Annotated in this window: 19 protein-coding genes, 1 tRNA gene and 1 rRNA gene (2 of these 21 cut by a window edge); 13 read left to right on the top strand and 8 right to left on the bottom strand. The window is 44.7% G+C overall.

The window, feature by feature from the left end:
* The 5 genes from AC0VYE_RS05245 to AC0VYE_RS05265 all read left to right on the top strand — a co-directional run.
* Nucleotides 1-2403 (top strand): 23S ribosomal RNA (locus tag AC0VYE_RS05245) (it extends 530 nt beyond the left edge of the window).
* Between the two features lie 141 nt (nucleotides 2404-2544).
* A tRNA-Val gene (locus tag AC0VYE_RS05250) sits at nucleotides 2545-2620 on the top strand.
* A gap of 444 nt (nucleotides 2621-3064) precedes the next feature.
* Nucleotides 3065-4564 (top strand): DHA2 family efflux MFS transporter permease subunit, encoded by a 1500-nt coding sequence (locus AC0VYE_RS05255; protein ID WP_475446507.1) that lies wholly within the window; start codon nucleotides 3065-3067, stop codon nucleotides 4562-4564.
* A 157-nt stretch (nucleotides 4565-4721) separates the two neighbouring features.
* The gene (locus AC0VYE_RS05260) at nucleotides 4722-6485 is read left to right on the top strand and encodes a class I adenylate-forming enzyme family protein (RefSeq protein ID WP_475446509.1); all 1764 of its coding nucleotides are present in this window, start codon (nucleotides 4722-4724) and stop codon (nucleotides 6483-6485) included.
* The gene (locus tag AC0VYE_RS05265) at nucleotides 6478-7557 is read left to right on the top strand and encodes an acyltransferase family protein (RefSeq protein WP_475446511.1); all 1080 of its coding nucleotides are present in this window, start codon (nucleotides 6478-6480) and stop codon (nucleotides 7555-7557) included. The genes AC0VYE_RS05260 and AC0VYE_RS05265 overlap by 8 nt, the downstream gene beginning before the upstream one ends.
* A gap of 2 nt (nucleotides 7558-7559) precedes the next feature.
* On the opposite strand, the gene AC0VYE_RS05270 is transcribed toward AC0VYE_RS05265, so the two are convergent.
* The 5 genes from AC0VYE_RS05270 to AC0VYE_RS05290 all read right to left on the bottom strand — a co-directional run bounded on the left by AC0VYE_RS05270 (nucleotide 7560) and on the right by AC0VYE_RS05290 (nucleotide 11710).
* Nucleotides 7560-8183, bottom strand: coding sequence for a hypothetical protein (locus AC0VYE_RS05270; RefSeq protein WP_475446513.1), 624 nt, complete (start codon nucleotides 8181-8183; stop codon nucleotides 7560-7562).
* A complete protein-coding gene (locus tag AC0VYE_RS05275; protein WP_475446515.1) occupies nucleotides 8176-8664 on the bottom strand; it encodes a sigma-70 family RNA polymerase sigma factor in 489 nt (162 codons plus the stop codon). Before AC0VYE_RS05275 ends, AC0VYE_RS05270 begins: the two co-directional genes overlap by 8 nt.
* A gap of 102 nt (nucleotides 8665-8766) precedes the next feature.
* Complete coding sequence (locus tag AC0VYE_RS05280; protein ID WP_076271785.1) at nucleotides 8767-9627, bottom strand: DUF4358 domain-containing protein; 861 nt, start codon at nucleotides 9625-9627, stop codon at nucleotides 8767-8769.
* An 89-nt stretch (nucleotides 9628-9716) separates the two neighbouring features.
* Nucleotides 9717-9941: a hypothetical protein gene (locus tag AC0VYE_RS05285; RefSeq protein WP_475446518.1), complete on the bottom strand. Its 225-nt coding sequence runs from the start codon at nucleotides 9939-9941 to the stop codon at nucleotides 9717-9719.
* A gap of 71 nt (nucleotides 9942-10012) precedes the next feature.
* The gene (locus tag AC0VYE_RS05290; protein ID WP_475446520.1) at nucleotides 10013-11710 is read right to left on the bottom strand and encodes a methyl-accepting chemotaxis protein; all 1698 of its coding nucleotides are present in this window, start codon (nucleotides 11708-11710) and stop codon (nucleotides 10013-10015) included.
* A gap of 369 nt (nucleotides 11711-12079) precedes the next feature.
* Between AC0VYE_RS05290 and AC0VYE_RS05295 the strand changes: the two genes are divergently transcribed.
* The 4 genes from AC0VYE_RS05295 (at nucleotide 12080) to AC0VYE_RS05310 (ending at nucleotide 14506) form a co-directional block, all read left to right on the top strand.
* Entirely contained in the window at nucleotides 12080-12424 is a 345-nt protein-coding gene (locus AC0VYE_RS05295) for a YojF family protein (RefSeq protein ID WP_076271788.1), read from the top strand.
* Nucleotides 12424-13107, top strand: coding sequence for a bacillithiol biosynthesis deacetylase BshB2 (gene bshB2, locus AC0VYE_RS05300; RefSeq protein ID WP_441962010.1), 684 nt, complete (start codon nucleotides 12424-12426; stop codon nucleotides 13105-13107). Before AC0VYE_RS05295 ends, bshB2 begins: the two co-directional genes overlap by 1 nt.
* A gap of 152 nt (nucleotides 13108-13259) precedes the next feature.
* Nucleotides 13260-14003, top strand: a complete 744-nt coding sequence (locus AC0VYE_RS05305) for a WecB/TagA/CpsF family glycosyltransferase (RefSeq protein WP_475446522.1) — start codon at nucleotides 13260-13262, stop codon at nucleotides 14001-14003.
* 35 nt (nucleotides 14004-14038) lie between these two features.
* Nucleotides 14039-14506, top strand: coding sequence for an 8-oxo-dGTP diphosphatase (locus tag AC0VYE_RS05310; protein WP_076271791.1), 468 nt, complete (start codon nucleotides 14039-14041; stop codon nucleotides 14504-14506).
* A 116-nt stretch (nucleotides 14507-14622) separates the two neighbouring features.
* Here AC0VYE_RS05310 and katA read toward each other — a convergent pair whose 3' ends face one another.
* The 3 genes from katA to AC0VYE_RS05325 form a co-directional block, all read right to left on the bottom strand.
* On the bottom strand, nucleotides 14623-16080 hold the full coding sequence (gene katA / locus AC0VYE_RS05315) for a catalase KatA (protein ID WP_076271792.1): 1458 nt from the start codon (nucleotides 16078-16080) through the stop codon (nucleotides 14623-14625).
* 86 nt (nucleotides 16081-16166) lie between these two features.
* Nucleotides 16167-16985, bottom strand: a complete 819-nt coding sequence (locus tag AC0VYE_RS05320) for a WYL domain-containing protein (RefSeq protein WP_475446524.1) — start codon at nucleotides 16983-16985, stop codon at nucleotides 16167-16169.
* Nucleotides 16972-18285, bottom strand: coding sequence for a helix-turn-helix transcriptional regulator (locus tag AC0VYE_RS05325; RefSeq protein ID WP_475446526.1), 1314 nt, complete (start codon nucleotides 18283-18285; stop codon nucleotides 16972-16974). The genes AC0VYE_RS05320 and AC0VYE_RS05325 overlap by 14 nt, the downstream gene beginning before the upstream one ends.
* Nucleotides 18286-18487: 202 nt before the next feature.
* On the opposite strand from AC0VYE_RS05325, the gene AC0VYE_RS05330 reads away from it, so the two are divergent.
* The 4 genes from AC0VYE_RS05330 to AC0VYE_RS05345 all read left to right on the top strand — a co-directional run.
* Entirely contained in the window at nucleotides 18488-19906 is a 1419-nt protein-coding gene (locus AC0VYE_RS05330) for an RtcB family protein (RefSeq protein WP_475446528.1), read from the top strand.
* A 282-nt stretch (nucleotides 19907-20188) separates the two neighbouring features.
* Nucleotides 20189-20332: a hypothetical protein gene (locus AC0VYE_RS05335; RefSeq protein ID WP_475446530.1), complete on the top strand. Its 144-nt coding sequence runs from the start codon at nucleotides 20189-20191 to the stop codon at nucleotides 20330-20332.
* Nucleotides 20333-20428: 96 nt separating this feature from the next.
* Nucleotides 20429-21541 (top strand): slipin family protein, encoded by a 1113-nt coding sequence (locus AC0VYE_RS05340; RefSeq protein WP_475446532.1) that lies wholly within the window; start codon nucleotides 20429-20431, stop codon nucleotides 21539-21541.
* A gap of 228 nt (nucleotides 21542-21769) precedes the next feature.
* A protein-coding gene (locus tag AC0VYE_RS05345; RefSeq protein ID WP_475446534.1) for a YecA family protein crosses the window boundary here: on the top strand, nucleotides 21770-22500 show its 5' portion. 427 nt of this gene lie beyond the right edge of the window; the window shows 731 of its 1158 coding nt (coding positions 1-731); its start codon is at nucleotides 21770-21772; its stop codon lies beyond the right edge, outside the window.

Genomic DNA, 22500 nt, shown 5'->3' on the forward strand with positions numbered 1-22500 from the left:
ACCGCGGAAGCGGAGTGAAAAAGAACCTGAAACCGTGCGCTTACAAAAAGTCAGAGCCCGTTAAATGGGTGATGGCGTGCCTTTTGTAGAATGAACCGGCGAGTTACGATCACGTGCAAGGTTAAGTCGGGAAGACGGAGCCGTAGCGAAAGCGAGTCTGAATAGGGCGAATAAGTACGTGGTCGTAGACCCGAAACCGTGTGATCTACCCCTGTCCAGGGTGAAGGTGCGGTAACACGCACTGGAGGCCCGAACCCACGCATGTTGAAAAATGCGGGGATGAGGTGGGGGTAGCGGAGAAATTCCAATCGAACTCGGAGATAGCTGGTTCTCCCCGAAATAGCTTTAGGGCTAGCCTCGAGGAATGAGCGTCGTGGAGGTAGAGCACTGATTGGGTGCGGGGCCCGCCAAGGGTTACCAAGTCCAGTCAAACTCCGAATGCCATAGACGTGCTACTCGGGAGTCAGACAGTGAGTGCTAAGATCCATTGTCAAGAGGGAAACAGCCCAGATCATCAGCTAAGGTCCCCAAGTGTGTGTTAAGTGGGAAAGGATGTGGAGTTGCAAAGACAACCAGGATGTTGGCTTAGAAGCAGCCATCATTTAAAGAGTGCGTAATAGCTCACTGGTCGAGTGACTCTGCGCCGAAAATGTAACGGGGCTAAACACACCACCGAAGCTATGACATGTACCATTAGGTACTTGGGTAGGGGAGCGTTGAATACGGATTGAAGTTGGACCGTGAGGACTGGTGGACTGTATTCAAGTGAGAATGCCGGTATGAGTAACGAAAAGACAAGTGAGAATCTTGTCCGCCGAAAGCCTAAGGGTTCCTGAGGAAGGCTCGTCCTCTCAGGGTAAGTCGGGACCTAACGCGAGGCCGAAAGGCGTAGTGGATGGACAACAGGTTGAAATTCCTGTACCACCGAATATTGTTTGAGCAATGGGGTGACACAGAAGGGCAGTGACGCGGACTGATGGAATAGTCCGTCCAAGCAGTGAGGCTGATCGATAGGCAAATCCGTCGATCATGAAGGCTGGGCTGTGATGGGGAGCGAAAATTGCAGTAGCGAAGGTCATGTACTCCGGCTGTCAAGAAAAGCCTCTAGTGAGATCTAGGTGCCCGTACCGCAAACCGACACAGGTAGGCGAGCAGAGCATGCTAAGGCGCGCGGAAGAACTCTCGTTAAGGAACTCGGCAAAATGACCCCGTAACTTCGGGAGAAGGGGTGCCTCGGTAGGGTGAATAGCCCGAGGGGGCCGCAGTGAAAAGGCCCAAGCGACTGTTTAGCAAAAACACAGGTCTGTGCGAAGCCGTAAGGCGAAGTATACGGGCTGACGCCTGCCCGGTGCTGGAAGGTTAAGGGGAGCGGTTAGGGGTAACCCGAAGCTGTGAACCGAAGCCCCAGTAAACGGCGGCCGTAACTATAACGGTCCTAAGGTAGCGAAATTCCTTGTCAGGTAAATTCTGACCCGCACGAATGGCGTAACGACTTGGGCGCTGTCTCAACGAGAGATCCGGTGAAATTTTAATACCTGTGAAGATGCAGGTTACCCGCGACAAGACGGAAAGACCCCATGGAGCTTTACTGTAACTTGATATTGAACTTTGGTACGATCTGTACAGGATAGGTGGGAGCCTTTGAAGCATGAGCGCCAGCTTGTGTGGAGGCAACGTTGGGATACCACCCTGATCGTATCGGAGTTCTAACCTAGAACCGTGAAACCGGTTCGGGGACCGTGTCAGGTGGACAGTTTGACTGGGGCGGTCGCCTCCTAAAATGTAACGGAGGCGCCCAAAGGTTCCCTCAGAATGGTTGGAAATCATTCGAAGAGTGCAAAGGCATAAGGGAGCTTGACTGCGAGACCTACAAGTCGAGCAGGTACGAAAGTAGGGCTTAGTGATCCGGTGGTACCGAATGGAAGGGCCATCGCTCAACGGATAAAAGCTACCCTGGGGATAACAGGCTTATCTCCCCCAAGAGTCCACATCGACGGGGAGGTTTGGCACCTCGATGTCGGCTCATCGCATCCTGGGGCTGAAGTAGGTCCCAAGGGTTGGGCTGTTCGCCCATTAAAGCGGTACGCGAGCTGGGTTCAGAACGTCGTGAGACAGTTCGGTCCCTATCTGTCGCGGGCGCAGGAAATTTGAGAGGAGCTGTCCTTAGTACGAGAGGACCGGGATGGACGTACCGCTGGTGTACCAGTTGTTCCGCCAGGAGCACCGCTGGGTAGCCAAGTACGGACGGGATAAGCGCTGAAAGCATCTAAGCGTGAAGCCCCCCTCAAGATGAGATTTCCCAGTATGTAAGACCCCTTGAAGACGACGAGGTTGATAGGTTCGGGGTGGAAGCACAGCAATGTGTGTAGCTGACGAATACTAATCGGTCGAGGGCTTATCCTAAACACGTTTACTGTGACCCATACATCCAGTAGACAGCAGCATAAAGGCTTCAGCAAGCCTAATCTTTCGTATCCAGTTTTCAATGTGCAAAACGCACAATGAAGCAAGACTCCCACTCGCAGTGGGTTTTAGTGTTTCCATGGAGGATTAGCTCAGCTGGGAGAGCATCTGCCTTACAAGCAGAGGGTCGGCGGTTCGATCCCGTCATCCTCCACCATTACTTTTTTAACAGACCATTGTTCCTTGAGAACAATGTTTTTTTGTTTTCAGGATAGCTTTGCACTGGAGATACTTTAATTTCATATGAACGAATACAAAAGGGCTGCCCTCAATCCTGAAAAATGGATAGTAGGCAGTCCTATTTTGCATAGAAGGGGCGTATCTCAGAAGAACAGTTATAGGATTGAAGATTCACAGATGCCTAGTGCTGTATTACAACGTCCAGAGCCGAGTATGGACGCTCTAGAAACAGGTAAGCTGGGCCTATTGTTCAAAAGCGCTACCCTTGCTCCCACAGCCGAATGTAGACGGTATGAAACGAGTCCTACAACAGGAGTAAAAAGAAAAATTTTACAATATAATAATTTTCATTGAAATTACTTTAGCGCTAAACTATAATAGTTAAGTTCTAAAGTAAATATATAAGGAGTGGAACAAACAGATGAACCAAGCAGAAGGCATGAAAGTACGTTTTTGGCCAGTAATGACTGCTATTTTTATCGGGTCCTTTTTATGCGTATTGGCTTCGGCTACGATAAATTTGGCGCTCGAGATTTTGAAGGATCATTTTGATACGACTCTGGGCTCCGTCCAGTGGACGTTAACTGGCTTTATGCTCGCAATGGGAACTACAGCTCCAATTGCAGGTTATTTAGGGGAGAGATTCAGCTATAGACGACTATACTTATTCTCGTTAATTGGGTTTACCTTAACGTCAATATTGTGTGCATCGGCTTGGAGCGAAGGCTCACTCATTTTGTTCCGTGTACTGCAAGGGGCATTCAGTGGTTTAATTATACCGGCAACCATGTCGATCATTTATCAAATCATTCCAAAAGATAGACAGGCGATGGCAATCGCATTTTGGGGGCTATCTGCAATGCTGGCTCCTGCATTTGGACCTACAATCAGCGGCTGGATATTGGAAAACATGAATTGGCACTGGCTGTTTCTGATGAACGTGCCGATCGGTCTAATCGCAATCGGCTGCGTATATGCATACATTCCTTATTATCGGATGAACGTTCCGAAGAGCTTCGACTTGCTAGGATTCCTAACGGTTATCATGAGCAGCTCATCCTTGCTGCTTGCACTTGGGCAAGGCCATAACTGGGGCTGGGGCTCATGGAAAATTGTTTCATTGTTCGTAATCGGCGGCATTTCACTGATACTATTTATATGGCGAGAGCTGCGGGCTGAAACGCCACTGCTTAATCTACGCGTATTCAAAAATGGTCGTTTTACGCTTAATGCCATTATCGCTAATATTATAACAATCAGCTTGTACTCCGGAACATTGCTCACACCCGTATTTCTTCAAAGAATACAGCATGTATCCGCGATGGATACGGGCATGATTTTATTGCCGGCTTCCCTGGCAATGGCTTTGCTTATGCCCGTTGTCGGCAAGCTGTACGGCATCATTGGGCCGCGCTGGCTGATGTCTAGCGGCATTGTGCTGTTGACGATCGGTACGTTGGCGTTAAGCTGGCTAAGCCTAGATGTCTCGCATGCCTACATCATCTGGTGGATGATTGTTCGTAACATTGGGATCGCACTTGTCGTAATGCCATCAAGCAACGCCGCAATGGAGCAAATTCCAGCGGAGCTGTCGGGGCATGCTTCTGCGATAACGAACTGGACGCGTAACGTGTTTGGCTCGTTCGCGATTGCTATCTTTACAACGATGCTTGCATCAAGATCAATTACACATGCTACCGACTTCATGAAGGCTGGCGATGTTGATAAGCTGCACATTGAGATGATGTCCTTCACGATGAGCATTAACGATGTATATGTTGTTGCTACGTTGGTAGCAGTCGTCGCATTGCCGCTTAGCTTATTCGTGGGCAAGGCGAAGCGTAAGGATGACATCAAGGGCAACGTGGTAAAAGAGAAAACAATAACAAAGCCAGTACCATCCCCAGTTTCTGCCAAATAACAAATAATGCGTCGAAAGAGCTGTTATAAAAGCCCTTTCGACGCTTTTTTTATAAAATTGTTCTTTATTAAGAACCTACTCGGTGTTATATTATAAATGTTCACAGTATGACACGGCACAATAATAGGTTTATTTTATAGACACGGGGGTAAAGGCAATGATAAACAAAAGTAGCTTGAGCGGGGACACCATTCCGTATATGTTGCAAAAAAGAGCAGCAGATTATCCTCATGATGTGGCATACAGTTACCCAGCTGCTGATCAGCATTATACATGGCTAATGATTTGGGAAGAGGTGCGCTTGCTGGCGAAAAGCTTTATTCAACTAGGGGTCAAAAAAGGCGACTCCATCGTAATCATTATGCCTGGCAGGGCGGAAATGATTGTTTCGATGTTTGCAGCGGCCTGCGTTGGCGCTATCATTGTTCCGCTTAATACATACTCAAAGAAACAAGAGCTTGAGCATTATTTGAAAGATTCTCGCCCTGCAGCCATCATTATGGGAGCTCAAGGACAGCATGTCCATTATCCAACGATCATGCAGGAAATAATAGTGGATTTACATAAAGATGGAGTAGATCAACATTGGTTCCCGAAGCATATTTTTGTACTGGAGGAAGAGGGGAAAGCAAACGAGCTATTTCAGCCCTATTCAGATCTACGACTGCTCGGTGCAGCTGTAGATGAACAGTCGTTTTTAACCGCCTGTGATATGAATGTCTCAAGTGATCCGCTTATTCTGCTTTATACATCGGGTACGCTGGGCCTACCCAAAGGGGTATTGCGTTCCACGGCTTCCTTCTTATTGGCTGTTGAAAATGCGGGTAAACCTAAGAAGAGCATTGCCATGCTTATGAAGATCAGTGATCGCTTTACTCGTCATTTCTCAGTTTTGAATTTATTGCCGCTTTATCATCTAGGAGGATTTGGTACATTATTTGCAAGTTTAAAAACATACAATATTCGAATGGTCATGCTCAGCCACTTTAATCCCATAAATGCTCTGTCAGCGGTGGAGAAGGAAAAGTGTAAAGTTCTTATAGGTACGCCATATATGATTCAGCAAATGGTACTTTCTCCAAAAAGAGAGGAGTACAATTTGAAATCACTGCTAGGGGTAGCATTTACTTCAGCAGCAGTTAACAATACGATATTGCAAAAAATAATGAAAGGCTTGAACCTCTACTTTTTTATGGTAAGCTATGGCTCTTCTGAAGCTGGTGCAGTCGCTAATGGGACTTGTTTCGTGAATCGGAGGCAAAATATTATTTTATATTTGCTTTATAAGCTGCTGAGACACTTAAATCTTTTAAACGGACTCATTCAATATAAGGAATTCGAAAAGGGGTCCTACAGCATTGGGGGAAGAGTGGATAAGGTTGTAGAGGTGAAAATATTAAATCCGGAGACGGGAGAGACGCTTCCGCCGCATGAGCATGGCGAGATTGCCATTCGAAGTCATCGGGTCATGCGTTACACGAGCGAGACTAACGATAGGGCTAGTATGACGGCAGATGGGTGGTATCGATCCGGAGATTTAGGATTTCTGGATGAGCGGAAACATTTAACGATTACAGGCAGGCTTCACAGAACGATTATTAGAGGCGGAGAAAAAATTTCTCCGGTAGAAATTGAGAATGTGCTGCTGCGACATAAAGATGTGGAGGATGCATTCGTCATAGGTGTCCCGGACGAGCTTTATGGTGAGCAAGTTTGCGCTTGTATTGTAGCGAAGCAGGGAGCGACTCTAAGCGATAGTGTGCTGAAAAATGATTTGGCTCCATATTTATCGACGTTTAAGCTGCCTCGTTATTATGTATTTTTGCCTGTATTCCCTCTCTCGCCAACTGGTAAAATTTCAGTGGCTGAAATTAAATCGTTGGTTCTGAATGGGATAGGGGAGCTGAGAAGAAATGCGTAAATACTATCCAGGGATAACGTTATTCAAGCTGGCGGGCTCCTTACTAGTGCTTGTAGCGCATCTTATGCTTTTACGCTATATGGCTTTAATGCCGGGGCAAGCGATTGTCCAGTTTTCTGGTCTTGCTACAAGAATAGTTGTGCCATGCTTCTATGTTGTAGCAGGTTTTCTTGCCTATAAAGGCTGGAGCCATGCAGCAAATCCAAGGCAGTATATTCAAAAATATTTGCTGCGTATCGGAATCGTTTATTGCTTATTTTGTTGTCTGTTTGTTGCAGAGAGCATTGTTCCAAAGCTGATTAGCGACGGCTGGTCGGCAGGAAATCTCTTTATCCAAGCGAAGGTACTGTTTATCGCATTTTTCCTGAATGGACCATTCGTTCAATTTTGGTTTATCCCGCCGCTTGTGTTTGGTATATTAACGGCTTATTGGCTTATCCAAAAGCAATACAGTCGCCTTGCTCTTATATTGACGCTGACTGGATTTGTTGGCATGCAGTTTGTTTCAGGAAGCTTAAAAACGTTATTCGGTATAACAGCTGAGAGCTTTCCCGCGATCGACCCTGCCTACATCGATTATTTGTATTTGTTTGCGACGAGATATATCGGCTTTGGCTTCACGTTCGTGGCTTTGGGTGTATTGCTGGCAAAGTATGAGACTGCGCTTATGCAAATAAAAGTAAAACCTATTCTGATTTTTACATTGGGATTAACGGTAGTGGAGACGCTGCTGCTGCTTCGATTTAGTGAATGGACAACAGATTATAAGCTTGCATTCAGTATGTTGCCGAATACACTGCTTCTTTTTTATGGAATGATTAAAATAGAGCTTCCAGCCGTTCAGACTTATCATAAAATAATCAGTTTGTTCAGCATTGTAACGTTTTTTGGTCATATCTTATTCATGCAGACCAATCTTTCTCTGCTAGGCTGGAGTGTTGACAGTATGAGTGTTTTGCAGGATTTCACACTGATGCTCATGACCTTATTGGAATGCATAGCTGTTACAATGCTGCTGCGTGCAAGCTCAAGAACGTTCTCGGCTCGGCAGACAAGAAATATGGCATCCTAAGATTAGGGCATTTTGACCACTCCGCTATAATTTAGCCCGTCATCCGTGTTTATTTCAATGTCATGGCGACCCAGCTCTTTTTTGCCCGCGAGGGCTGTTACTGAAACCGTAGTTGATTGACTAAGAGAATGTTCTTCGCCCTCTTCAAGAGGACTCCAGTATACAATGGTACCGGATGTAGTTTTCATGCTTTTTCCTTTTTGAATGACCCTAGAATCTGAAGGGGACCAAAGCAGAAGATTTCCTTCGGTAACGGTAATGGCAATGATGTCTGCTTCTTCTGCAACGATGCGAATTGGAAAACCGGGTACACTGCTCATAATTGGACTATATTTTCCTAGCGGAAATTGAACGTCAGGCTTCATCTCAATAGATGTGCCATCTGCGGCATAGGCCGTAATAACGAATCCGCCAAATGCTGTTTTCTTGTTCTCATGCTGCAATAAGGATGCTCCAAGCACAACCAAAAAAACAATCATACAAGCAGCGGCCGATAGGGTTGCTGTTTTTTTTATGGATACCGTTTTGCGTTTTCTCGCTGACTGCTGCTGTACGTGGTAAATAATCTGCTTCTTCAGCACTTCGCCAGCCTGAATTTCCTTCATTCCGCTTATGTATCTATTCATTAGCGAATCCTCCAATCATGCTCCCTTTTAACATTTCACGAGCGCGCCTAAGCTGTGTTCTTACTGTGCTCTCGTTTCTGTTCAATAAATGGGCTATTTCTGCGGTGCTGTAATCTTCAAAATAATAGAGGTAAATGACGATCCGGTATTTTTGATCCAGCTCTAAGACGCGGGCAACAACTTCTCTGTTGTCTGAATGCTGGATCGAAATAGATGCATTGCGAATGGGTGAAAAAAATCTTTTCCATGGACTGCGCAGCATATCCTTGCAAGCGTTAATCGTAACTCGAATAATCCACGCCTTCTCATGCTCGGCCAGCTCGAACGTCTTTTGCAGCTTAACAACTTTTATAAATACCTCTTGGCATACATCCTGAGCGTCTGCGTTGTTTTTAAGATAGGTGAAAGCAATACGCATTATCATATCCGCGTAACGCTGAACAAGCTGGGTTAAATATTCATCGGAATACTCATTTGGCATGATCGTCGACTCCTTCACACCTAACACGATCAATAAAGGCAAAATGTTTCAAAACCATAAAAAAACCTGACCGCTATTGGTCAGGTTTTTGTGAATAAAGTATTATTTGAAGAAACTGTTGAAGATCTTCACTACTGCATCCTGATCATGCGAGATGGACAGCATTACGTAGTTTCCGTTTCTAACAATTTTGTAGTTTTTAGCATCCTCATATTGATCCTGCAAATAGGTTTCAAACGTTTTTTGAATGTCTGCTGCGCGTGCTTCAAATGCTTTAGCTACAGCATCGTAGCTTTTATCGGATTTCAACTTGACGATAGCGAGCTCAGTAGCTTTAACGTTCATCATCGCTTGCAAGTAGACGCCTTCAGTCACGAGACCATCAAAATCCGTTCCGAAAACATCCTTCAAACGCTCAGCTTCTACATTACCAAGCATCGGAAATTCAAGATCGGTCGTAATTTTAGTCGTGATATCCGAAACCTTAATGTCCGTAGAAGGCTTTACAGGAGGTTTAGGCGTCGCACTAGGTTTTTGTGTAGCACTCGGTTTTTGTGTTGGTTTGACTGTTGGTTTTTGCGTCGGTTTTTGTGTGGGCTTCGCAGTTGCAGCCGGCTTCTGTTCAGGTTTTGCACCTGATGGTTTTTCGGTCGGTTTTGCAGTCGCTGAAGGTTTTACGCCAGCTTCATTTTCCTTGCTTGTGTCAGTAGCACTTGGTTTTTCAGTTGCTGCAGGTTCAGTTGTTGCCTGATCACCAGCAGGTTCATCCGTAGCAGGTGGAGCTTCGGTTTCCGTTGGAGCTTCTGTTGCAGGAGGTACGGTGGGCTGTTCTGTAACCGCTGTCTCATTGCCTGATGCATTTTTTGCCGGTTCTTTCCCGGCATCGCTGCAGCCTGCAGCGAGCATCGATACTGTGAGTGCGAGTACAGCCATTTTGGATAACGATTTCTTCATATGTAGCATGTATGTCTCTCCTTAAAAAATAAAAGTCGAACACTAGACGACAGTGTTCGACAAAAGGTTGCACATTTACTTGTTATTGGTGATCGAAACTACTGAATCTCTTCACTATTTGTATCGTCTGCCTCATCTTCTTCGGGCGATTCTACAAGGCGGAAGTCATCTGTTTTGCCGCCGTCCTCCCAGATTTCAACGAAGAGGGCATCGCAGTTGTCAAAGTCAGCTGCTTTTAGCGATAATGCTTTTTCCCCATCTGAGCCTACATACACATTTTCCAAACCATCCTCATTGAATGATTGAATAACATAAATTTTCATAAGGCAAACCTCCAGCATATTAATATTGTAGCAGTATACCATAAAAAGCCGGAGGTAAAACATTCGTTCTTTTAACTCGTTTTGAAGCGATTCACGTTATGCTGCAAATCCTCCGCCATTTTTGCAAGCGCGTTAGAAGAAGAGGATATTTCCTCAATAGAGGATAGCTGCTCCTGCGTGGAGGCGATAACTTGCTCAGTGCCTGCAGCAGAGCTCTGGGTCACCTCGGAAATCATTTTCATTGAACCGGTAATTTCGTCAACTCCAGCGGTTAGCTGCTGCACAGCCGAGGAAACCTTCACGGATTCATAAGCGACATCATTAACGGCATTTTGTATATATTCAAATGATTCTCCTGCTGTAGTAACAAGGGAAATACCTGACAATACTTCCTTGGTTACAGCTTCCATAGACTGAACAGCATTATGCATTTCAATCTGTATCGTAGAGATGAGCGACTCGATTTGCTTAGCTGATTGTGTCGATTGTACGGATAGCTTTCGCACCTCCGTTGCGACGACCTCAAAGCCGCGCCCATGCTCGCCAGCTCTTGCTGCCTCGATAGCGGCGTTCAGTGAGAGTAGATTGGTTTGTGTGGAGAGATCCGATATGACACCAACAATCTGGTTGATTTCATTTGATTGTCCATTTAGCTCGGCAATAACCGAGGCAAGCCCATTGACCGTATCATTAATTGATCCCATTTGCGCAACGGCTGTTTTAATCGATTCGTTCCCAAGCATTGCCTTATCTGACGCTTCGGAAGCTTTGGAAGAGACAGTATGTGTATTCTCAGCAATTTGCTGAAATCCAATCGACATATCATTAATCGTCTGATAGCTTTCGTTCACAAGCTTCACTTGCTGTTCAACGCCAGAGGCAACATCCTGTACAGTGACCGCGATTTGCTCCGTTGCAAGCGATGTTTGTTCGGCGCTTGCGCTTAGTTCTTCTGAGGATGCGGCTACTTGCTCCGCATTGGAATCAACTTGTTTAATCAAAGCTCTAAGATTATCGGACATCGTGTTAAACGAACTCGCAAGCATACCCGTCTCATCTTTATTTTTTATAATAATGGCTTTGCCTGTAAGATCCCCTGAAGCAATCTTCTCCGCAGCTTTTACGACTTGAATAATGGGTCTGGTGATGAGTCGGCCAATTAACAAAGCGATGGATATGCCAAGTACAAGAGCGATGATCCCGAGTGTAATGATGAAGCTGATGACTTCGTCCACTTGTTTGGATGCTTTCGCTGAGCTTATGTTCAGCTGCTCTTGTTGATAGGTTTCCATGTCCGTAAGAATCTTCTCAATCTTTGCTGTTATGGTGCGTCCTTGGTTCGCAAGAAGAGTGGTATACTCCTTCTCTTGATTCTCCTTTTTGAGACTGATAACCTTTTCAAGGAGCTGAAAATACTCATTTTCGATGAGATCGGCTTGCTTGAGCGAGTCAATCATTGAAGGAGTATAGAATGTAGATGCCAGCTGTTTACTGATGTTCATATAATTTTCATGAGCAGCAGTTATCCCGTTAAGTGACGTTTGATCACCAAGCATAGCGTAAACTCGTATGGCAACCTGCTCAGATTTTACAGCTATGACCATGTTCTTAATATGCAGCATTTTTTGTGTTCGATCTTCAATTAATTCTGTATATGTACGATTAAGCGATGTGAGCTGAGTTAAATTAATGCTCAAAATCATAGTTAATAATATAAGAATAGAAATAAATCCTCCGAGCAGTTTTTTGCTAATCGTTAGGTTTCTCATAGGTAACCTCCAGTAAAATTCTTGTAAAAGATGCAATGGGGTATTGGCAAGATGAGCAGGGTTACTGTTGTAATGATCGCCTCCGAAAAAATAGGAACGGTAAATTCTAGTATGTATGTTCTATAAATTTGTAAGTTAGTATATCATATATATTTTCGACAATCTAGTTCGGTAGAACCACGCGAATAATAGGTATATATATTCACAATGGGTAAGTATATGACTTGTTCAATTTGAGAAATCAACTAGTCGCTTGTTTAAAGTTGCAAGCCTTCGGCACTCGTTATTTCTTTTCGTGCAAATATGATAAAATTGTTTCAGTATCCGATTTATTGATATAGTTTTTCTGAAATATGGGGAGGGATAAAGTTGCAGCTGATTAATCAAGAAAAGGTGCAGCAGAGGATAGATAGCTTTAAAAACCAGGAACTTTTTATTCATCTTGAAATGACTACAGGTGCTTACGCTGCTCATCTGGACAGCTCAAAGCATCCAGCAGCCAATTTCCTTACGAATGTGGTGATTCGTTATTCTCACGGTTCGATTGCAGGGAGCGGACCTTATCGGGTTGGCTTGAAAATGTCGCAAGGCTGGGTATACTCAGAGGGGCTTACCCACTGGGATGAGAACGAACCGGAGCGGCTGATTCTGGCAGGCCATGATGGGCAAGGGAAACTTGTGGTATCACTGCAATTAAGCAAGGAACCCTTCTGATGAGAGAGGAGATTAGAAATTCTGTGGGACAAAACAATATTTTAGTTATACTGCCGCATCCGGATGATGAGGCTTTCTCCGTTTCGGGAACGCTGGCTAAGCATATCCAAGATGGAGCTCATGTGACCTATGCTTGCTTGACACTTGGGGAAATGGGCCGAAATATGGGAATACCTCCGTTCGCCAATCGGGTCACTTTACCCGCTATACGCAAGCTTGAACTGGAGGAATCATGCCAAGCCATCGGTATACAAGATTTGAGAATGCTTGGTTTTCATGATAAAATGCTCGAATTTGAAGATCAAGAGCAGCTGGATGGGCAAATAAAAGCTCTTATTCAGGAGCTGAATCCGTCGATTGTGTACACTTTTTATCCAGGCTATAGCGTTCATCCCGACCACGATGCATGCGGGGCGTCAGTCATTAGGACAGTCGGCAGGCTGCCGCAATCGGAGAGGCCAATTGTATATTGCGTAGCTTTTTCCAAAAACCATCAACAAGCAATTGGGAAACCTCAAATCGTAAATGATATTAAACCATTTTTGCATCAAAAAATGGCTTCGATACAAGCACATCGTTCCCAGTTTCAAGCGGCCGAGTTAATGGGTAATAAAACCCTTCAGGATGCGGAAATTCAAGAGCGCTTTGGAACGGAGCGTTTCTGGATTTACCCATTCGCCTGATAATATTCATAAATAAGATAAGCAGCTCTAAGGAATTGTCCTTAGAGCTTTTTTCTATTGGTTGGGCAGCGAGTTCATCATAGCATGAAAGAGCAAGATAGTTTGAGTTACTCATCTATGCTAGAATGTGGATAAAAACCAAGGTGGATCTAATGGAAAATCATTCGCTAATTATGGGTATTCCCATCCCTAAAATAACGATGGGTGAAACTGTCGATTTGATTGACGAAGTTATTGCAGAGAAAAAAACAGAGCTTTTCCACGTGGTGACGTTGAATCCAGAAATCAGTATGTCTTGTCAGCAAAATTTAGAGCTTCGTTCCATTATTAACGACGCGGCACACCTTACTGCTGATGGTGCAGGCATCGTCATGGTCTCTCGGTTTAAGGGGAATCCGCTGCCAGAACGTGTTACGGGATGCGATCTTCTGATCCATCTATTGGAGATGGGCAATAGGAAAAAATGGTCGTTCTATCTGCTGGGCGCAAGTGAGATGACGAGTAAAAAGGCTTTAGAAGTGATCAATATGAAATACCCAAACGTGTCTATTGTCGGAAGGCATCATGGTTTTTTTGAACCTAAGGATGACGCGAAAATTGTGAATGAAATTGCAAGCTTGAGTCCCGATGTTTTAGTCGTTGCCTTAGGTGCGCCTAAAGCTGAATTTTGGATTCATACGTTTAAAAATAGTCTTAATGCTAGGGTTGCTATAGGCGTTGGCGGGAGTTTGGATACAATTGCTGGAACCGTAAAGCGAGCGCCTGTAATATGGCAAAAGTTAAATTTGGAATGGCTTTATCGATTAATAAAGCAGCCTTCTAGATGGAAGAGGCAATTAATTTTACCTCGCTTTGCAATGAAAGCATTGTTATTCAAAGATAGAAACGGATTATAATCATGGCTTAATCTACACCTACGGAGGAAGATTAATTGGATCAAATCATTCCGCATAAAATATTTACGGTTTGTTTAATTACGCATGGAAGAAAAGTATTGTTGATGAATCGTACACATGACGATTTCAGTGGATATATTGCACCTGGCGGCAGGGTAGAGTTTTTTGAAAGCCCTGTGGACGGGGCGATCCGTGAAGTGAAAGAAGAGACGGGTTTAACCGTTAGAAATTTAAAATATAAGGGACTTGCGGAATATATCAACCCGTTTAAGCCTGAGAGATATATGATATTTAATTACATCACTTCAGAATTTGAAGGCGATCTTCTAGCTGACCACAAAGAAGGAAAAGCTGAATGGATACATATCAATGCGCTCGATTCAATCCCTATGCAAGATTCATTTAGAAGGCGAATACCGCTCTTTTTTGAGGATGGCGTATTTGAAATTCATACGCGATGGAAAGAAGATCGACAATATGATGAGTATATCAAAAGAACATAAATGAACATGTAAGGTTCGATTCCGTCCCGAGCCACCATAACTTCAAACAAAAAAGCCTTGCGGCTCTCGAAATGGATTCGAAAGCTGCAAGGCTGGATGATGCGATATATAAGAAATTATGATTGCTGTGAGATGGACAAGCCAAGCCCTTCAGCAATGCGTTGGCCAAAATCAGGGTCTGCTTTGAAGAAATGGCCAATCTGACGAAGCTTGATCTCATCTTTCTCAACGGGCTTCATAGCGCCGACGATCGTATCAATAAGGCGGGCACGTTCCTCTTCGCTAATAAGGCGATAAAGGTCGCCAGCTTGTGTGTAGTGGTCATGATGATCAAAAGGAGCGCTGTCTGCATTTCCTGACACTTCGAACGGAGTTGGCTTGTTTTCCGGCGACTCCGTTGGTCCGCCGTAGCTGTTAGGCTCGTAGTAAATCGATGCTCCTCCGTTGCCATCTGCACGCATCTGGCCATCGCGCTGATGATTGTTCACCGGAGCGACAGGGCGATTAATTGGCAGCTGATTATGATTGGCGCCAACACGGTAACGATGAGCGTCGGAATAAGCAAAGAGACGTCCTTGGAGCATCTTATCCGGGGAAGCTTCAATACCTGGAACAAATGATCCAGGTGAGAATGTCGCTTGCTCCACCTCTGCAAAATAATTTTCCGGGTTGCGATCAAGCACCATGCGACCGACCTCAATTAATGGATAATCCTTTTGAGACCAGACTTTCGTTACGTCAAACGGATCGAAGCGATATGTATTCGCATCCTCTTCAGGCATGATTTGTACATAAAGCTTCCATGCTGGAAAATCTCCACTTGCTATTGCATTAAATAAATCTTCGGTATGATAATCAGGATTTTCGCCAGCAATTTTGGCAGCTACCTCATTAGAGATGTTTTGAACACCTTGCTCTGTTTTGAAATGGTATTTCACCCATACCGCTTGGCCTTGGTCATTCACCCATTTGAAGGTGTGGCTTCCAAAACCATGCATATGTCTAAACGTAGCAGGAATCCCGCGGTCAGACATAAGAATTGTAACCTGATGCAGAGACTCAGGCGATAAGGACCAGAAATCCCATACCGCATTCGGGTTTTTTAAATGGGTTTGAGGATGACGCTTCTGAGTATGAATGAAATCTGGAAATTTGATCGCATCACGAATAAAGAATACGGGTGTATTATTGCCGACTAGATCATAGTTTCCTTCATCTGTATAAAATTTAACGGCGAAACCGCGTGGATCGCGCACTGTATCGGCAGAGCCGAGCTCGCCAGCTACGGTTGAAAAACGTATAAACATAGGAGTGCGTTTTCCTACTTCGGATAAAAAATTTGCTTTCGTATAAGACGTGACATCATGTGTAACTTGAAAATAGCCATGTGCGCCTGCGCCTTTGGCATGGACAACGCGTTCTGGAACACGTTCTCTATTGAAATGCGCCAGCTTTTCAAGCAGATGAACATCCTGAATTAATGTGGGACCACGTGAGCCTGCTGTCATCGAGTTTTGGTTGTCTCCAACGGGAGCGCCAAAGCTAGTTGTGAGCTTGTTCTTCTCAGTACTCATAATAGATTCACCTCATTGATTTTGTATGATTACGCCTCATACCTTATGTTACCGTTTTATAGGAGGAAATCAATATCATTTTATAATCATTCTAAATAAAATTTTTCGTCAAATTGTGCATATCGTGCTAGGGATTTTGTCGCAGACTCAAGCATACGGCGCCGCAGGTGCTCGCCATCGATGATGCGAACCCGCTTTCCGAGAAAGCGAGTTTTGGAAAGAATATATTCGCTGTCCTTGCTTGAAAAGTGCAATTGAATCGTATATTCGTTGGAGTCAGCAGCGTAACTGACTTCTTTCTCGAAGCAAGAAAAAGCATACAAAATGCGCGAGAGCTCGCCGTTGTATTCGGGAACAACAAGAATATTCGCACTCATGCTGCGTTTTTTCATTAAGCCTTGAACGATACCAATTAGCTGCTCGTAATATTCTGTTGGACAAACCTGCTCGCTGCTGCCCGTCACGTTATCAAGCTTTGTGCTCATCAGCATTCGATGATTGATATGGTACCAGAGAAGATACCATTCCCGTTTGACCATCGAATATTCCAGCTTATAGGGAAGACCCCTTTGCTCCGTACAGATGCGGCCTCCTTTAATTTTATAGCTTATATATAATAGGTTTTTGTTAGTGATAGCTTGGCGAAGCGGGCGAATATAAGAATGATAGACTTGCTTCTCTCTACTAGCTGCCTTATGCAGGAGCCCGCCAGTATCCAAGGATTGATCTTCTTCTAATATAGTGTTCATTTGAATAAGCGTTTCTGGAGACAAAGCAACCGCAGCAGCGGGATGCTCAAGCATGGTCTTCAGCCAGCTTCGCTCATGCGCAGTCATGATGAGCGTACCTGAGCCTTCCAGCTTGGATAAAATCTGATAGTTGAATATTTTCTCAAAAGGATTCATAGTAGCTTTTTATCTCCTTCCATTCCTCAATCAGTTCCTGCCTCAGCTTCATGGGAGCAAGCACCTCACAGCTTGAGCCAAAGCTCCTAATCCAAGGCTTGATTTCAATCGTTCCGTTCACTTCGATTTCATAGATGAAGGATTCTTCACTTTCTTCCAAAATAGTGCCCCATTGTCCTTGAAGCAAAACACGCTCCATCACGAAGCTTGGGATATGAGGTCCGGGATGAAAGAAGCGAACCCGCACCAGAACAGGTTTGCCTGTATCAATTAGCCAGCTATGTTTAATCCGTTGTTCCAGCTCATCTTTTTTGGATTCGAACAGTGCCTCCGGGGCCGCTTCCTCCTCCGATATTTGCGTTAAGCCTTCCATACGGTATTTCTTAATGCCGTAGCGGGCATGATGCCCAAGCAGGTACCAGCGGCCATATTGATGATCGTAAACAACTTTTAGAGGGAGCAGCGTTTCCTGCTGTCCTTCGGTATCGCGCTCGAATAATGGATTCGTATTTTTGGAGGTGTAGCTGGTTTCTTTTTTCGGCGAAAAATAGAGAAAGCTGACCGTGCGCCGATTACGTATTGCAGCAAGCAGAGTAAAGAGATGAGCCTCGTCCAAAATACGAGAGTAATAGTGGTACTTATATAAGAAGGGTTCAACCGAGCCGTAATCGACCTGATTCCGATTCATGTATTTCTTGACACCGTCTCGCAGCAAATAACCCTGTACGGAGGGGATTTGGGTATTTGCCATAACGTCTACAAAGTCATATAGATCGAGCAGCTCATCGCGTGAGAGCTGTTTCACTAAATCATTGTATATCCGATAGCGAAAAGGGCGCGTTCCAGACTCTTTTTTGATGACGCCTACTTGCTCCAAATATTTCAAATCGCCTCGTATCGTTTTTTCGTCAGGCAGTGAGAGCTCTTCCGGCATGCTGCTGCAGCATAGATCGAGGAGCTCCATTGCAGTGAATGATTTCTCGTGCATAGCAGCGAGCAATAAGGAGAGGCGCTGACTCTCTGATTCTTTTAGAGATTTGGCGCGAAATAGAAACAGCAGCATCGGCTCCGAAGAATCAAGATAGCTGTAACGAATGGTTTCGGCAAATTCTTTGCCTTTATCCTCCGGCAGCTGCTGGTAAACGCTATTCACAACCTCTTTGAGGCGTTTGATCGTTTTATCGAAGGTATGGATGGAGATGCCCAGCCTGTCCGCATACTGCTGGCGATTATATGCACCGCTCGTAAGGACGAGCATCCGTAAAAACTGGATCTCTTTATCAAAGCTTTCTTTTGCCATTTATGTATTCCTCCGATCATAAGCGCTCTTCTTTTCTATCTTAACAGGAAGATCGCGAATTTGAACAAAAAGGAAAATTTTCCTCCATCGTAATACTTGCACCATGTTCACGGTCTCCAAAATCAGGCAATATAAAGCTCATAAGAAGCGAGCAAGCAAACGAGTTATGAATCGTATAGCTTGAAGCACGGGAGGTATTACGATGATAAAGCAGCATAAGAAACATGGAGGCAATCATCATGAAATGGAGCTTGAGCATGGCTCACTCCACGTATTTGCGAATGAAGATGTGCTCCAAGCCTTTGGGGACAAAGTATATGAAATGGCAAACAACAATTTGCAAATTCCTCGAAATCAATATATGAGCTATACCCCTGATGCCCACGTTGGCATTGGAACCTGCATTGGGACGACCGCGGTCTGGAATATGAAAAATGGCTGTGTATCTCCATCGATCGTCGGCTCTGATATTGGCTGTGGGATGCGTGTTCATACAACATCGCTTCATAAGCGTGAGCTTGCTGACAAAAACATTCGTAGAGCATTGATCACCGCAATCGAGAAATACGTACCGACTAACGAGCGTAAGAACTCCAACTACGACGATATCGATGTTATGAGTGTGGTACAGCATGGCTTGAAGGGTCTGCCTGAGAAATATGTGCCAAATGAGCAATGGTTGACGCATGTGGAGCAATCCCAGTTCGACTTCGACCATACCTATTTAAATCAACTGCCTCCGAAAATTATGAAATATGCGCGTGGGCAGCTCGGATCGCTCGGCAGCGGCAATCACTTCATTGAAATTCAGTATTTGGAGATAAATGAGGAAAACGCAAAAGTGGCGGCAAAATGGGGCTTGTTCGACGGTCAGGTTGTCGTCATGATTCACTCTGGCTCCAGATCATGGGGCGGAATGGTTGGACGCGAACACAATAAGGTTATTAAGGAAGCGATGAATCAGTGGGGAGTTAGCAATCCAGACCCTAATCTGATCTATGCCCCGATTGCGAGTCAGGAAGGGCAGACCTACTTGAACCTGATGTATTCTGCACTCAACTTCGCCGTGAGCAACCGTCATATGATTGCATTCGGTGTCCGTGAAGCTTTTCAGGAAGTGTTCGGAGCAAGTACAGAAATGCCGGTTCTCTATGATCTGATGCATAACTACGCGCTCAAGGAGTTTCACCGCAACCAGCCGATGCTCGTCCATCGCAAAGGGGCAACGCGTGCGCTTCCGCCGGGGCATTTTCTAAATACGCCGGTGTACAAGGAGACGGGGCATCCCGCGCTCATCCCGGGCTCTATGGGTACTTCCTCTTATATTATGGTAGGCAAGGAAGAGGGACTCAAAAACTTCTATTCTATTTGCCATGGAGCGGGGCGGGCGAGGTCGCGAAAAGCAACGAAAGAAATGGTGACGGCTGATCAGTTTGAACAATCGCTGAAGGTTGGGACGGATGATGAAATACTCGTCAACCACGCTTCCTTGCAGGCCATTCTCGATGAATGCCCACAGGCATATAAAGACGTAGATCAGATCATCGACAGCGTTGTTGGCGCTTCTTTAGCTGCCGTGGTAGCCAAATGCAAGCCGATGGCTGCTATAAAAGGCACCTAGCTTTTATTAAATCGCTATTAAAGATAACTTCAATAATAGATGAGGTTCATGTACGAATGGCGTACCTTGGCTGGGATTTCTAAAAATCCCGCAGTGCATGCGCATACTATGCGCTTGTATACTGTATCGCTCATATCGTCTTAATCTCCCACAGGATAGAGTGGATCTAGTCCCTCTATTGACAATCGCCTAATCAGCGAAAAAGCTCTTCGGAGCATACTGACTCCCTCCAAAGGAGAACTAATGTTGTAGATGCGATTCTTTTACAGGAGCACTCAGACGATGCCTCGGCACAATCACTGCAGCAAAACCTATGCAATCGGTGGATACCGATTGGAGCCAGCTGCCTCTTATAGCAGAGTAAGACATAGAACGAGCACAGATGGAAGGTACATCCGTGCTCGACTATCGACAACGAAGCTGTAAAGCTGCTCTGCTCCCTTCTCAAGCCTGATTCCGGTCTAGCCGCAGGAGCGCTCCTGTTCCAAAGATCAACCAAACCGTGTAAAGAGGTGCTAAATCATGTTTAAAAAAGTGATTATAAAGAACGATGAACGAGGTCTGCTTTTCAAAAAAGGCAGTTACATAAAGCTTTTGCAGCCGGGCGTATATCGCCATCCATCATTTTCTGACGATACCGTTATTTTGCAAAATATTGCGAAGCGTTTCGCTGTTCCAAATATGGAGTTGAAGCTATTTCTCCACGATGAGCAGCTTGCCGATCAACTGACGATAGCTGATGTGCAGGATTATGAGTATGTACTGCATTTTGAAGATGGCAAATTTGCCTCATTGCTGACATCAGGGCTTTATGGCTTCTGGAATGTAATGAAGAAACATTCATTTATCCGTATAGACATTCGGAATCCAGAACTGACATCTGAGATCGATAGATCACTGCTGTCGAAGCTGCAAAGCTTTATGCAAGTGTTCGAGGTGGCAAGCTATGAAACGGGGTTGTTATTTTTTAATAACGTTTTGCAGCGCGAGCTTCGTCCGGGAAAATATTATTTCTGGAAAGGACCAACGAGCGTGCAGGTGAAGACGGTAGACCTGCGCCAGCTTCAGCTGGACATGACTGGACAAGAGATCATGACGGAGGACAAGGTGACGCTGCGGCTGAACTTTGTGTGCCAATACAAGGTTGTTGACCCGCTAAAAGCATTTCAGATTAAGTCGTTCGAGGAGCAGGTGTATATTTTGCTGCAGCTTATTTTGCGCGAATATGTCGGTACTCTAAAGCTGGATGATCTGCTGCGCATGAAGCAAGAAATCGCAAATTTTGTACTTACACGTCTGAACGAGCAGAAAGAGCATTACGGTGTAGAGTTCGTTTCGGCGGGCCTCAAAGATATTATTTTGCCGGGTGATATTAAGGATATCCTTAATACGGTGCTGCTTGCTGAGAAGAAGGCGCAAGCCAATCTCATTACACGAAGAGAAGAAACAGCATCTACTAGAAGCCTGCTAAATACCGCTAAGCTAATGGATGAGAACGGCACACTCTATCGTCTGAAAGAGCTTGAGTTTCTTGAGAAAATTTGCGAGAAAATCGGGACTATCTCGCTCACTGGCGGCGGTAATTTGCTGGAGCAGCTTAATTCGCTGTTAAGTGTAAAAGGTATGGATAAATGATGATAGATTTTGAATAAGCCTCGTAGATCGCTTGATGATCTGTGAGGCTTTTATTTAGGTTTGAATCCGTAATTTATAGGTTGAGTTTACATTTTGTGATGAAATTAGTAACAGATTTGTTTGATTCCATCTTCGATTTTTGTTATCTTTGAACCTGCATGTCTTTTGAGTGTACCACTCATAATTCATAGAAGAGCATGAAATACATCTACGAGTTAGGAGATTATTATGACAACAAAGCAAGATAAAGCACTGGAAAAATTATGGCCGCCGCTTACCTATCCACTGTCTTATGCGGATGCGCTAAGCACATTATCGAAGCAGCAATTAACTAGAATACGTACGAATTTGGATATTAGCAACCTAAGCTCGCTTAATAAGCAGGGGCTTGTGGAGAAGCTTTCGGAGCTGATACCAGACAATCTACAAATGGCAACTCGTTGCTTTGATCATAATAGATTGAAGCTTGTTCAGAAAATAGTGAAAAACGAAGGTATTTGGGACAAGCCGCTGCTTGAATTGCAGCAGTATACTTATTTCCTTGAGCGTGGTATTTTATTTCCGGGAACGGTAGATGGCAAGCGTGTTGTGATGATGCCAGCCGAACTGGTGGAATACATTAAAGCAGGGGACCTCTTAAAGGAAACGCCCATTCTTAATCGAAACACGGAATGGATACGGTTAACGCAGGGCCTTCTCTATTATTATGGAACATTGACGATAGATCAGTTGAAATCGTTTGTAATCTCAGAGGAGGATCATCCTCTTGCTCAGTATGATATTATGAACGTTTTGTTTGCTGCCCAAGATTACTATGAGCAATTTTTCATTGAAGAGAGTGGCTACATATCAGACTATCGGGTAGTAGATCCTGAGGCAATTGTGAAAGAAAGAGACCTCAGACACGATCTGGATTTTTGTCCATTTACGAAGCAGCAGCTTTTAAAAGCTGGAGAAGC

It is taken from the genome of Pristimantibacillus sp. Z349TD_6, from assembly GCF_056173205.1.

Excerpts from the sequence above, each read along its gene's own strand:
- AC0VYE_RS05340 (WP_475446532.1), top strand. The coding sequence starts at position 20,429 with ATGTTTAAAAAAGTGATTATAAAGAACGATGAACGAGGTCTGCTTTTC.
- AC0VYE_RS05330 (WP_475446528.1), top strand. The coding sequence starts at position 18,488 with ATGATAAAGCAGCATAAGAAACATGGAGGCAATCATCATGAAATGGAG.
- AC0VYE_RS05275 (WP_475446515.1), bottom strand. The coding sequence starts at position 8,664 with ATGCCAAATGAGTATTCCGATGAATATTTAACCCAGCTTGTTCAGCGT.
- katA (WP_076271792.1), bottom strand. The coding sequence starts at position 16,080 with ATGAGTACTGAGAAGAACAAGCTCACAACTAGCTTTGGCGCTCCCGTT.
- AC0VYE_RS05280 (WP_076271785.1), bottom strand. The coding sequence starts at position 9,627 with ATGCTACATATGAAGAAATCGTTATCCAAAATGGCTGTACTCGCACTC.
- AC0VYE_RS05325 (WP_475446526.1), bottom strand. The coding sequence starts at position 18,285 with ATGGCAAAAGAAAGCTTTGATAAAGAGATCCAGTTTTTACGGATGCTC.
- AC0VYE_RS05265 (WP_475446511.1), top strand. The coding sequence starts at position 6,478 with ATGCGTAAATACTATCCAGGGATAACGTTATTCAAGCTGGCGGGCTCC.
- bshB2 (WP_441962010.1), top strand. The coding sequence starts at position 12,424 with ATGAGAGAGGAGATTAGAAATTCTGTGGGACAAAACAATATTTTAGTT.
- AC0VYE_RS05285 (WP_475446518.1), bottom strand. The coding sequence starts at position 9,941 with ATGAAAATTTATGTTATTCAATCATTCAATGAGGATGGTTTGGAAAAT.
- AC0VYE_RS05255 (WP_475446507.1), top strand. The coding sequence starts at position 3,065 with ATGAACCAAGCAGAAGGCATGAAAGTACGTTTTTGGCCAGTAATGACT.
- AC0VYE_RS05270 (WP_475446513.1), bottom strand. The coding sequence starts at position 8,183 with ATGAATAGATACATAAGCGGAATGAAGGAAATTCAGGCTGGCGAAGTG.
- AC0VYE_RS05335 (WP_475446530.1), top strand. The coding sequence starts at position 20,189 with ATGCCTCGGCACAATCACTGCAGCAAAACCTATGCAATCGGTGGATAC.
- AC0VYE_RS05320 (WP_475446524.1), bottom strand. The coding sequence starts at position 16,985 with ATGAATCCTTTTGAGAAAATATTCAACTATCAGATTTTATCCAAGCTG.
- AC0VYE_RS05260 (WP_475446509.1), top strand. The coding sequence starts at position 4,722 with ATGATAAACAAAAGTAGCTTGAGCGGGGACACCATTCCGTATATGTTG.
- AC0VYE_RS05290 (WP_475446520.1), bottom strand. The coding sequence starts at position 11,710 with ATGAGAAACCTAACGATTAGCAAAAAACTGCTCGGAGGATTTATTTCT.
- AC0VYE_RS05305 (WP_475446522.1), top strand. The coding sequence starts at position 13,260 with ATGGAAAATCATTCGCTAATTATGGGTATTCCCATCCCTAAAATAACG.